The sequence below is a fragment of the Mesorhizobium sp. M0340 genome (genome assembly GCF_040321535.1).
Classification (GTDB): Bacteria; Pseudomonadota; Alphaproteobacteria; order Rhizobiales; family Rhizobiaceae; genus Mesorhizobium.
This window is the reverse complement of record NZ_JAMYRR010000009.1, coordinates 1-12259: the sequence shown is the minus strand read 5'-3', so window position 1 is coordinate 12259 and position 12259 is coordinate 1. Positions and strand designations below refer to the sequence as shown.

Below are 12259 nucleotides of genomic sequence, written 5' to 3'. Positions count from 1 at the left end.
GACAGGGGGCGTCTTGAACCAGACCGCGATCTTCTGGCCGACGCTGGCGCAGGTGCTGCTGGTCTATATCGTCTATGTCGTAATGGGCCGGCGCCGCCATGGCGCGGTCAGATCGGGCGAAGCCAAGACCGGCCAGTTCAAGACGCGCCCGACGGAGCCTGGGTCCAGTATCACCGTCGCCAACAATCTGAGCAACCAGTTCGAACTGCCGGTGCTTTTCTACGTCTTATGCTTGACGCTGCACGTGACCAATGGCGTCAATTATCTGACTTTGGCACTGATGTGGATCTTTGTCGTCTCCCGCTATCTTCACGCATCGGTCCACTTGACCAGCAATCGGCTAATCCTGCGAAGCAGGGCATTCTACCTGGGCGCGGTCGTTCTCGCACTTGGCTGGATATGGCTGGCGCTGCATCTGCTCGGCTTAGTCTGAGCAAGCTCAAGGCTACAAATCGAACACCGCGATCTTGCGCTTGTCGAACCTGATGGCGAGTTCGCCGCGCACCAGCTTGAGCGCGGCCTCGCCGAAGACGGCACGCCGCCAGCCTTGCAATGCCGGCACGTCGGCTTCCTCGCCCTCGGCAGCGATGCGGTCGATGTCGTCACTGGAGGCGAGTACCTTCGAGGCGACGCCTTCCCTTTCGGCAACGATCCGCAGCAGCACCTTCAGCAACTCCGCCGCGGCGCTCGACCCCTCCGGCGGCTGGAAGCTCTTCGGCAGCTTCGGCATCTCTTCCCTGGGCATGGCAAGGGCAGCGTTGACTGCGCCAAGCAATGCCGTCGCCGTCGATGAGCGTTCCCAGCCCTTCGGCGTGGTGCGCAGCTTGCTCAGCGCCGCAGCGTCGCGCGGCGCCTGCTGCGCCACTTCGTAGATCGCATCGTCCTTGAGGACCCGGCCGCGCGGCACGTCGCGCTCGCGCGCTTCGCGTTCGCGCCAGGCCGCCACCGCCTGCACGATCGCCAGTTCCTGCGGCTTGCGCAGCCGCATTTTGAGCCGCTTCCAGGCATCCTCGGGATGCGGATCGTAGGTCTCGCGCGAGGTCAGCACGTCCATCTCCTCGTTCAGCCAGTGGGCGCGGTTTTCCCGCACCAGTTCGGCGCTGAGATGCTTGTACACCTCGATCAGGTGGGTGACGTCGGCGAGCGCGTAGTCGAGCTGCTTTTCGGACAGCGGACGGTGGCGCCAGTCGGTGAAGCGCGAGGACTTGTCGAGCCGCGCGCCGGTGATGCGCTGCACCAACTGGTCGTAGGAAACGCTGTCGCCGAAGCCGCAGACCATTGCCGCGACCTGGGTGTCGAACACCGGATGCGGCACCAGATCGCCGAGATGCACAATGATTTCGATGTCCTGCCGCGCCGCATGGAAGACTTTGACGATCGCCTCGTTGGCCATCAGCCTGAAGAACGGTTTCAGGTCGATGTCGGGTGACAGCGGATCAATCAGCGCCGTCACCCCGGGCGCTGCCATCTGGATCAGGCACAGGATCGGCCAGAAGGTCGTTTCGCGAATGAATTCGGTATCGACGGTGACGAATTCCGCCTTTTCGAAAGCGGCAATAACGGTCTCGAGTTCTTTCTGAGTGGTGATGACGTGCATCAAATCGCTTTTGGCAAGGGATAGGGTCTCTTTCAATTTCAGCCGCGCGCGCTTTCGTCAAGCGCAAGCACCTCTATCCAGGCTTTGCGGGTTCATCGGGATCGGCATTCCGCTTCGCCAACCGGGCAAAAACCGTAGACGTGCGCAACAGCGCCGTAAAACGGCTGCGATGGGTGGCCGGCACGGCGGAGCGCGCCTGCATCCGGTAAAGGATGACGGCCACGAAGATCGCATAGACGGTGGCGCTGAACACGAACAGCGCGCTCGGCCCGAAAAATTGCATCACCGTCGAGGCTGCGAACGGCCCGCCGATGGCGCCGAAGGAATAAAACAGCATCAAGGCAGCGTTGATCAGCACGAACTCGCCCTTGTCGGCGCGGTCGTTGGAATGCGCCGCCGACAGCGAATAGAGCGGCATGGCGAAGCAGCCGAAGATGAAGACGAGCAGGAAGTTGAGGAACGGGCTGCCGCCTGCCACGAATGCCAGGGCCAGTGCCGCCACCATCGCACAGCACGTCGTCATCAGCAGCACCGAGCGCCGGTCCCAGCGGTCGGAGAGATAGCCGAGCGGGTATTGGATGATGGCGCCGCCGAAAATGCCGACGCTGACGAAGGTGACGACGTCGGCGACAGACATGCCGATCTGCTCGGCATAGACCGGCGACAGGGTACGGAAGGCGCTGTTCGTGACGCCGACGGCGATACAGCCGAAGCAGCCGAGCGGCGAGATCCGCCAGACGCGCGCCAAATCGAGCTTGACCTCTTCGGGCGGGGCAGGATTGGAACGGTCGCCGAGCGACACCGGCACCAGCGAGAGCGTGATCATGATCGACATGATGGCGAAGATGGCAAAGCCGCCGGCGCCGAAGATCGGGATCAGGAACTGGGCGCCCGTCACCGAGCCGATGTCGACCATCCGGTAGATGGCAAGCACCCGCGCCCGGTCGGTGTTGGTGACGCCGGAATTCAGCCAGGCTTCCATGATTGTGAACAAGCCGGCGAAGCAGAACCCGCCGGCAAAGCGCACGGCGCACCACATCACCGGATCGATGACCAGCACCAGAAGCAGCGTCCCCGCCGAGGCGATCGCCGCCAGTGCCGAAAAGGCGCGCACATGGCCGACGGACTTCATGATGCGGGTAACGGCAAGGCAGCCAAGCAAAAAGCCGGCGAAATAGAACGTGCCCATCAGGCCGATCGACGAAGCGGGAAAACCTTCCTGCGCACCACGCAACGCAATCAACGTGCTCTGCAGGCCGTTGCCGCCGAGCAGGATGCCGGCGGCGATCAGGAGCGGGATCAGCGGGCGGATGGAAGACATGAAGGAAAGCCTGTCGTTGATCCCTTCTTGAACCATCGCCTTCGCCAATACCAGCGGCAATTCCCGGCGGCGTTGGGGCCAGCCGGGGGCTGCCCGCGTGGCGCCGGACCCTCCGTGTTGGAACCAAGGCGTATCTTTGTAGTTCAGTGCTGGTGGGCGAATACGCGTCTTGTGAGCTGCCGGTGTGCGGAGACGGTGTTGGGCATCGATGTGGTTTCTGCTGCCCGGCCTGAAGCTCCAAAGGGAGGTCCGCCATCATGAAATTTCATTCCGCATTTGCGGCATTTGCCGTGGCCGCAGTTCTGGCGGCCGGGCCGGCGCGGGCTGTCGACCTCGCCATGGTGTCCGGCGATACCGGCAACGGCCAGAGAATCCTTCGCGAGATCCTCGATCAATACGAGAAGAAGACCGGCAACAAGGTTAGCGTCGTTCCGCTGCCTCCGTCGGCGACGGACCAGTTTGGCCAATACCGGCTCTGGCTCGCCGCCGGAAGCAGCGACGTCGATGTCTATCAAACGGACATCATCTGGGCCCCCCAGCTTGCAAGGCAGTTCATCGACCTGACCGAAGCGACCAAGGATGTCGTTGGCGCCCAGTTCCCATCGATCATCAAATCGCAGACCGTGGACGGTAAGCTCGTCGCCTTGCCGATATTCACCGACGCTCCGGCGCTCTACTACCGCAAGGATCTTCTCGACAAATACGGCGCCAGGGTCCCGGCCAGCTGGGCCGAGCTTGCCGACACCGCCAAGCTTGTCATGGACAAGGAGCGCGACGCCGGCAACAAGGACATGTGGGGCTTCGTTTTCCAGGGCAACGCCTATGAGGGGCTGACCTGCGATGCACTCGAATGGGTGAAGTCGAACGGCGGCGGCCAGATTATCGAGCCGGATGGCACGATCTCCATCAACAATCCGCAAGCAGTTGCGGCGCTGGAAATGGCGAGGAGTTGGGTGGGAACCATCTCGCCGCCCGGCGTTCTGGCCTATCAGGAAGAAGAGTCGCGCGGAGTCTGGCAGACCGGCAACGCCGTCTTCATGCGCAACTGGCCCTACGCCTACGCGCTTGGCAACAGCGAAAGCTCCCCCATAAAAGGCAAGTTCGAGGTGACCACGCTGCCGCCGGGGTCGGGCGAGGGCGCCCGCCCGGCGGCAACGCTTGGCGGCTGGAATCTCGCGGTTTCCAAATATTCGAAGAACCCGGATGCAGCGATCGGGCTGGTCAAATGGATCGCCTCGCCTCAGATGCAGAAGTACCGCGCCTTGAAGGGGGCATATCTGCCGACCATCCAGGCACTCTATGACGATGCCGACATCGCCAGCGCCCAGCCGGTGATTCCGCGCTGGAAGGAAGTCGTCCTCAACGCGGTGCCGCGTCCCTCGGCCCAAGCCAAGAGCAGGTACAATGAGGCATCGAGTGAGTTCTGGACCGCCGTCCACAACACCATTTCCGCCGAGGGCACAGCCGCCGACAACCTTGCCGATCTGGAGTTCTCCTTGACCAGGCTCAAAGGCACCGCCTGGTGACGTCGCCGCGCTCAGGCTCGCTGCTGGCGCGTCAGCGTGTGCGATCGGCATGGCTGCTGCTTGCCCCGATGCTCATCGTGCTCGCCGCCGTTGCCGGCTGGCCGTTGATGCGCACGATCTATTTCGGCTTCACCGATGCCTCGCTCGCCGACCTCGAAGCCCGCCGCTGGGTTGGCTTCGCCAACTATTTCTCCGTCGTGCAAATGCCGAGCGGCCGCGTCATCTACGACGGGCTGCTCGCCGATCCGGTCTGGTGGCGCGCTGTCTGGAACACCGTGCGCTTCGCGGTGATTTCGGTGACCTGCGAGACGGTGCTCGGCATGATCGTTGCGCTGGTGCTCAACACCAGGTTTCGCGGCCGCGGCATCGTGCGCGCCGCGATTCTAATCCCTTGGGCCATCCCGACGATCGTCTCGGCGAAAATGTGGCAGTGGATGCTCAACGATCAGTTCGGCATCATCAACGACGTCCTGCTCAAGCTCGGCCTGATCAGCACAAAAATCGCCTGGACGGCAAGCGCCGACACGGCGATGGTCGCCGTCCTCGTTGTCGACATCTGGAAAGCGACCCCGTTCATGGCGCTTCTCATTCTCGCCGGCCTCCAGATGCTTCCACAAGAAATCTACGAGGTCGCCAAGCTCGACGGCGTCGGCGCGTGGAGAGTTTTCTGGAAGATCACCTTGCCGCTCATCCGACCGGCGTTGATGGTGGCCATGATCTTTCGCGGTCTCGATGCCCTGCGCATCTTCGATCTGATCTACGTGCTCACGCCAAACAACATACACACCAAGTCTATGTCGGTGTTTGCCCGCGAGAGCCTGTTTGAGTTCGACAAGTTTGCCTACGGTTCCGCCGCCTCGACGTTGCTCTTCCTTATCCTCGCTCTGCTGACCATGCTCGTTCTTTGGCTCGGCCGGATAAGACTGGACAAGGACTATTGATCATGTGGGACCACTGACCATGTGGATCGTCAAGCGCACGGCTTTCTACCTCCTCGTCGCCGTTATCGTCGTCGTCGCGGTGTTCCCGTTCTACTACGCCATCATCACCAGCCTGAAATCGGGGACCGCGCTCTTCCAGGTCGACTATTGGCCGACGACGATTACCTTCAGCAACTACAGGACCGTGTTCACCGAGGGGACCTTTTTGCGCAATCTCGTGAACTCGCTGTTCATCTCGAGCGCCGTCGTCTTCATTTCGCTGTTCCTCGGCATCACCGCTGCCTATGCGCTGGCGCGCATCCGCTTCAGAGGCCGTTCGGCGCTGCTCCTCATCATCCTGTCCGTCTCGATGTTCCCGCAATTGGCGGTGCTTGCCGGGCTTTTCGAGCTAATCCGCATCTTCGGCCTCTACAATTCGCCGTTCGCGCTGATCTTGTCCTACATGATCTTCACGTTGCCGTTCACCGTCTGGGTGCTCACCGCCTTCGTTCGCGACCTGCCGATCGAACTGGAGGAAGCGGCGATCCTCGATGGCGCCACGCCCTGGATCATCATCAGCCGCGTCTTCCTGCCGCTGATGTGGCCGGCGCTGGCGACCACCGGGCTCCTCGCCTTCATCGGCGCTTGGAACGAGTTCCTGTTCGCCCTGACGTTTACCTCCAGCAACGAGCAGCGAACCGTGCCGGTGGCGATAGCGCTGCTCTCCGGCAGCTCGCAGTTCGAGATCCCGTGGGGCAACATCATGGCCGCATCGGTGATCGTCACCGTGCCGCTCGTCATCCTTGTCCTGATCTTCCAGCGCAAGATCATCTCCGGCCTCACGGCGGGCGGGGTGAAGGGGTGAGTGCATAGTTGAACTGCCGGCACAGAGCAGCGAACTCAGATTGACGCCTCTGGCATAAATTGATGCCGGTGGGATAGGGGCGGGAAGAACGCGAACTCGACCCAGCCGCCGCTTGCCTTGACAAATGCACCCTCTCATGTGCTTTTCGCGCAAATTTTCAGGCTGGGCCATCATGCCTCGGCCGCAACCCAACATCCGGACTTTAAGAATGACAATGCATCGTTACCGCAGCCATACCTGTGCCCAGTTGAGGAAGGTCGATGTCGGCTCGACCGTTCGCCTGTCGGGTTGGGTGCATCGCGTGCGCGACCATGGCGGACTGCTGTTCATCGATTTGCGCGACCATTACGGTCTGACCCAGATCGTTGCCGATCCGGATTCGCCTGCCTTCAAAATCGCCGAGACCTTGCGCGGCGAATGGGTCGTCCGCGTCGACGGCGAGGTCAAGGCGCGCCTCGCCGACACCGTCAACCCCAATTTGCCAACCGGCGAGATCGAGGTTTTCGCGCGCGAGATCGAAGTGCTGTCGGCCGCCAAGGAATTGCCGCTGCCGGTCTTCGGCGAGCCGGACTATCCGGAGGACATCCGCCTCAAATACCGCTTCCTCGACCTGCGCCGCGACACGCTGCACAAGAACATCGTGGCGCGGACGAAAATCATCGCCGAGATGCGCAAGCTGATGGGCGAGGTCGGCTTCACCGAATTCTCGACGCCGATCCTCACCGCCTCGTCGCCGGAAGGGGCGCGCGACTTCCTGGTGCCGTCGCGCATCCACCCCGGCACTTTCTATGCGCTGCCGCAGGCGCCGCAGCAGTACAAGCAGCTGATCATGGTCTCCGGCTTCGACCGTTACTTCCAGATTGCGCCGTGCTTCCGTGACGAGGACCCGCGCGCCGACCGTCTGCCGGGTGAATTCTACCAGCTCGACGTGGAGATGAGCTTCGTCGAGCAGGAGGATGTTTTTACCACCATGGAGCCGGTGATGCGGGGCGTGTTCGAGACCTTTGCCGCCGGCAAGCCGGTGACGAAGAAGTTTCCGCGCATCGCCTATGATGTCGCCATGCGCAAATACGGCACCGACAAGCCGGACCTGCGCAACCCGATCGAGATGCAGGCCGTCTCCGATCATTTTCGCGACTCCGGCTTCAAGGTATTTGCCAACATCCTTGCCAACGATCCGAAGGCCGAGGTCTGGGCCATTCCGGCCAAGACCGGCGGGTCTCGCGCCTTTTGCGACCGCATGAACTCATGGGCGCAGGGCGAGGGCCAGCCCGGCCTCGGCTACATCTTCTGGCGCAAGGAGGGCGAGAAGCTCGAAGGGGCCGGGCCGCTGGCCAAGAACATCGGCGAGGAGCGCACCGAAGCGATCCGCCTGCAACTCGGCCTTGCCGATGGCGATGCCGCCTTCTTCGTCGCCGGCGATCCGAAGAAGTTCGTCTCCTTCGCGGGTGCGGCGCGCAGCCGCGCCGGCGAGGAGCTCAATCTTGTCGACCGTGATCGCTTCGAACTGTGCTGGATCGTCGACTTCCCGTTCTTCGAATGGAACGAGGAAGAGAAGAAGATCGACTTCGCGCACAATCCGTTCTCGATGCCCCAAGGTGGCATCGATGCGCTTAACGGCGAGGATCTGCTCGGAATCAAGGCGTTCCAGTACGACATGGTCTGCAATGGTTTCGAGATCGCCTCAGGCGGCATCCGCAACCATCTGCCCGAAACCATGGTCAAGGCGTTCGAGACGGTCGGGCTGGACCGCGAGACGGTCGAGGAGCGCTTCGGTGGCCTCTACCGCGCCTTCCAGTATGGCGCGCCGCCGCATGGCGGCATGGCGGCAGGCATCGACCGCGTCGTCATGCTTCTGGTCGGCGCGAGGAACCTGCGCGAAGTGACGATGTTCCCGATGAACCAGCAGGCCTATGACCTGTTGATGAACGCGCCGTCGGAGGCCAGCCCGCAGCAGCTTCGCGAATTGTCGCTGCGCGTCGTGGCGACGAAGAAAGAGGTTTAGGAAACGCTCCCGAACCGATGCTGTTGATCCATAAAAAAGCCCGGCATCGCTGCCGGGCTTTTGCTTTGGGATCTCGGTCAGTCTTCGTTTGCCGTAACCGTCACGCCAAGCGTTTTCGGCAGGTCGAGCGGGTTGGACATGGCGCCCGCCATGATCAGCGCGAACGGCACCGCCGCCGGCGGCTCGGCCGAGACCTCGATGCTTTGCGGATCGTCGAGGAACTTGTTGACCGCGGCCGAAACCTGCGCCGTCAGTTCCGGATTGTTGAGCTGCGCCATGCCGAAGGGCACGATCGCCTTGGCCTGGTTGGCAATGTCCTTGCCGGACATGCCTTGCTGCTTGCCGGCATAATCGAGCACCTTTTTGGTCAGCGAATCGTCGTCGAAGCGGATCGAGGCGCTGTTGAACGAAAGCTGCTGCAGCAGCCCGAGCATGGCCATGCCTTGCGCCGAATTGTCGGCGCCTTCGGGCTGCGCCGCCATCTTCTTCTGCATCTCCTGCAGTGATTTGATGACGTCCAGCGTGTAGCCGCCGAGATCGAAGGTCATGCCGAGCGTGCCGGCATTGTCGACCGATATTTCGTATTTCGACAAGTCCATCCTGCCGTCGGTAGGCTGCCAGGTGCCTTCCATCTCCAGATTGCCTGTTATGTTCTGGTAGCCGAGCGCGTTGATGACTTCCTTGGACTTCGGATCTTCGACCAGCGTCAGGTCTGCAGTGAATTTTTCCGTGGTGCCGGAAAACGCCAAGGCCTTGCCGTCGGCCGGCGGCGTGATTGCGATGGCAAGCCCGTCCATCGAGAAAGCGGTCTTGTCGGCCACCTTGACGGTCATGTTGTCGAGCTCGGCCGATTTGTAAATCATCAGCGAGCCCAGCGGGCCGCTTGCGCCTTCGGCCGGAACCGTCATGTCGTGGATGACGAAGGGGCTGAGATTGAGCGTGACGCCATCCTCGCTATGTTCGAACGGCGACGTCGACACGGTCGCGATTTGATAGCCACCATTGGCTTCGGTCACCCCTTCGAGCTTGACGTCGCCGATCTTGAGCGCCTCCTTTTCGGCCGCCGGTTTGACCGCCACGCCTTGCAGAACCATGCTGGAGGTGTCGCCGGTTACTCCGGTCCAGGAGAGGTCGACACCCTGGGCGGCGAGGGCAGCCTTCAGCCGGTCGGCGACCGCGGTATCCTGCGCGAATGCCGCATTCAGCGGCAGCGTCAGCAAAAAGGTCGAAAAAGCCAGTCTTTTAATAAGTGTCGAGTGCCTGATCATCATCGAGAGCTCCCCTGAGAGTGTCCTGAAATTCTTTTCAAATCGTCGCGTCGTCACCATTCGGCGACGAACTGGACCGGAAAAAGGCGGGCCTCGGCACAATGATGGAAAATCGCGGCCAAAGGCAAACCCGATCCATCAGGCTTGCGATAGAAGCAGGATGTAACGGGTTGATGTTGGCCGGCGTCGCGACGCTTCCAATTCCTGTTGCATAATGGACGTCGCGCAAAGTGTGCTGCGGTTTTGCGATGACGACATGCATCAAAACAAGGACCTAAAGCGTCGCATGAGGCCGGTCGAACGCGACGCACTTTAGGAGGCGGCATACCGGTGCCTCTTGCCGCGAATCACCCGCTCGGCTAGTGCCACCCCATGGGAAAAAGGCTTTTGCCGCCCGAGAGTGGCGGCGGCGACAATATCGAGCCGGTCGATCTGAAGAAGGCGCTGGAAGAGCGCTATCTCGCCTACGCGCTGTCGACCATCATGCATCGGGCGCTGCCAGACGTGCGCGACGGATTGAAGCCGGTGCATCGTCGCATCATGCATGCCATGCGCTTGTTGCGGCTCAACCCCGACCAGGGTTTTGCCAAATGCGCCCGCATCGTCGGCGAGGTGATGGGCAAATTCCATCCACATGGCGACCAGTCGATCTACGACGCGTTGGTGCGGTTGGCGCAGGATTTTTCGATGCGCTACCCGCTGGTCGACGGGCAGGGTAATTTTGGCAATATCGACGGCGATAACGCCGCCGCCATGCGCTACACCGAAGCGCGCATGACCGAAGTGTCGACGCTGCTTTTGGAAGGCATCACCGAGGACGCGGTCGATTTCCGCCCGACCTACAACGAGGAAGACGAGGAGCCGGCGGTGCTGCCCGGCGCCTTCCCGAATCTGCTCGCCAACGGCTCGTCCGGCATCGCCGTCGGCATGGCGACCTCGATCCCGCCACACAATGCGGCCGAGCTTTGCGACGCCGCGCTTCACCTGATCGATCATCCGGATGCGCCCGTCACCAAGCTGATGGACTTCGTCCAGGGGCCGGATTTCCCGACCGGCGGCATCATCGTCGACAGCCGAGCCTCGATCCTCGAAGCCTACGAAACGGGTCGCGGCGGCTTTCGCGTCAGGGCGAAATGGAGCCAGGAGGATCAGGGCAGGGGCACCTGGAACATTGTCGTCACCGAAATCCCCTATGGCGTCCAGAAGGCCAGACTGATCGAAAAGATCGCCGAGTTCTTGATGGCACGCAAGCTGCCGCTGCTCGAGGATATCCGCGACGAGAGCGCCGAGGACATCCGCGTCGTGCTGGTGCCGAAGAGCCGCTCGGTCGATCCCGGCATCATGATGGAATCGCTGTTCAAGCTGACCGAGCTCGAAAGCCGCTTTCCGCTCAACATGAACGTGTTGTCGCGCGGCAAGGTGCCGAACGTGCTGTCGCTGAAAGGTGTGCTCAAGGAATGGCTGGAGCACCGCCGCGACGTCTTGATCCGCCGCTCCAAGCACCGCCTCGGCGAGATCGAGCGGCGGCTGGAGATCCTCGCCGGCTATTTGATTGCCTACCTCAACATCGACGAGGTGATCAGGATCATCCGCGAGGAGGACGAGCCCAAGCAAGTGATGATGGCGCGCTGGTCACTCACCGACACCCAGGCAGAAGCCATCCTCAACATGCGGCTGAGGGCGCTGCGCAAGCTCGAGGAATTCGAAATCCGCGAGGAATTCAATGGCCTGACCGGCGAGAAGAAGCAGATCGAGGCACTGCTTGCGTCCGACGCCAAGCAGTGGGCGACGATCAAGTGGGAAGTCGCCAATGTTCGCCAGAAATACGGGCCCGAGACCGACATCGGCAAACGCCGCACCGAGTTCGCCGACGCACCCGAGCATGACCTGACCGATATCGCCCACGCCATGATCGAGCGCGAGCCGGTCACCGTGGTCGTTTCGGAAAAGGGCTGGCTGAGGGCCATGAAAGGCCATCTGACCGACCACTCGGCCCTGACCTTCAAGGAAGGCGACAGCCTCAAGCTCGCCTTCCACGCCCAGACCACCGACAAGGTGCTGGTCTTCACCACTGGCGGCAAGTTCTACACGATCGGCGCCGACCGGCTGCCCGGCGGGCGTGGGCATGGCGAGCCGATCCGCATCATCGTCGACATGGACAACGACCAGGATATCGTCACCGCCTTCGTCCACGATCCCAAGCGCAAGCTGCTGCTGGTGTCGCATGACGGCAACGGTTTCATCGTGCCGGAAGAAGAGGTCGTCGCCAACACCCGCAAGGGCAAGCAGGTGATGAACGTCAAGGCGCCCGACGAGGCCCAGCGCTGCGTGAGCGTCGCCGGCGACCATCTCGCCATTGTCGGCGAGAACCGCAAGATGCTGGTGTTCCCGCTGGCCGAGATCCCGGAGATGGGGCGCGGCAAGGGCGTGCGCCTGCAGAAGTACAAGGATGGCGGCGTCCTCGACCTCAAGACCTTCACGCTCGCAAGCGGCCTGTCCTGGCAGGATTCGGCAGACCGCACCTTCACCAAATCGCGTGACGAGCTTGCCGAATGGATTGGCGCCCGCGCCTCGGCCGGCCGCATGGTGCCGAAGGGGTTCCCGCGCACGGGGAAGTTTGGGTGAAGCGGTATCTCCCCCCTTGAGGGGGCCTGTGCGTAATTCGCTGATTGTGATTCTCTGAGACGAAGCTCGGAGGGAATCGCGATGGCAGTGAAGCAGATGGGCCAGTTGAGCTTGGCGGAGGCTTTTCTGGGC

The 12259-nt window shown here is 62.0% G+C and carries 9 protein-coding genes; 6 read left to right on the top strand and 3 right to left on the bottom strand.

Translation table 11 applies throughout. The features are described 5' to 3' along the window. Window positions 1–13: 13 nt before the first annotated feature. Window positions 14–433 carry an MAPEG family protein gene (locus NKI79_RS15060; protein ID WP_352802390.1) on the top strand — a complete coding sequence of 140 codons (420 nt, stop codon included), beginning with the start codon at window positions 14–16 and terminating at the stop codon, window positions 431–433. 12 nt (window positions 434–445) lie between these two features. Here NKI79_RS15060 and rnd read toward each other — a convergent pair whose 3' ends face one another. Together rnd and NKI79_RS15050 are read right to left on the bottom strand one after the other, a co-directional pair. Continuing rightward, on the bottom strand, window positions 446–1597 hold the full coding sequence (rnd, locus tag NKI79_RS15055) for a ribonuclease D (RefSeq protein ID WP_352802388.1): 1152 nt from the start codon (window positions 1595–1597) through the stop codon (window positions 446–448). 73 nt (window positions 1598–1670) lie between these two features. Beyond that, the gene (locus NKI79_RS15050) at window positions 1671–2918 is read right to left on the bottom strand and encodes an MFS transporter (RefSeq protein WP_352649937.1); all 1248 of its coding nucleotides are present in this window, start codon (window positions 2916–2918) and stop codon (window positions 1671–1673) included. 257 nt (window positions 2919–3175) lie between these two features. Here NKI79_RS15050 and NKI79_RS15045 point away from each other — a divergent pair, with 257 nt between their 5' ends. From NKI79_RS15045 to aspS, 4 genes are all read left to right on the top strand, one after another. Then, window positions 3176–4444 carry an ABC transporter substrate-binding protein gene (locus NKI79_RS15045; protein ID WP_352802386.1) on the top strand — a complete coding sequence of 423 codons (1269 nt, stop codon included), beginning with the start codon at window positions 3176–3178 and terminating at the stop codon, window positions 4442–4444. A 68-nt stretch (window positions 4445–4512) separates the two neighbouring features. Beyond that, window positions 4513–5385 carry a carbohydrate ABC transporter permease gene (locus tag NKI79_RS15040; RefSeq protein ID WP_352802653.1) on the top strand — a complete coding sequence of 291 codons (873 nt, stop codon included), beginning with the start codon at window positions 4513–4515 and terminating at the stop codon, window positions 5383–5385. Between the two features lie 19 nt (window positions 5386–5404). Next, on the top strand, window positions 5405–6229 hold the full coding sequence (locus NKI79_RS15035) for a carbohydrate ABC transporter permease (protein ID WP_352802385.1): 825 nt from the start codon (window positions 5405–5407) through the stop codon (window positions 6227–6229). A gap of 214 nt (window positions 6230–6443) precedes the next feature. Continuing rightward, window positions 6444–8234 (top strand): aspartate--tRNA ligase, encoded by a 1791-nt coding sequence (aspS, locus tag NKI79_RS15030; RefSeq protein ID WP_352802650.1) that lies wholly within the window; start codon window positions 6444–6446, stop codon window positions 8232–8234. A 77-nt stretch (window positions 8235–8311) separates the two neighbouring features. Here aspS and NKI79_RS15025 read toward each other — a convergent pair whose 3' ends face one another. Further along, the gene (locus tag NKI79_RS15025; protein ID WP_352802383.1) at window positions 8312–9505 is read right to left on the bottom strand and encodes an aq_1923 C-terminal domain; all 1194 of its coding nucleotides are present in this window, start codon (window positions 9503–9505) and stop codon (window positions 8312–8314) included. A 369-nt stretch (window positions 9506–9874) separates the two neighbouring features. Between NKI79_RS15025 and parC the strand changes: the two genes are divergently transcribed. After that, window positions 9875–12127: a DNA topoisomerase IV subunit A gene (gene parC / locus NKI79_RS15020; RefSeq protein ID WP_352802382.1), complete on the top strand. Its 2253-nt coding sequence runs from the start codon at window positions 9875–9877 to the stop codon at window positions 12125–12127. Window positions 12128–12259 lie beyond the last annotated feature (132 nt).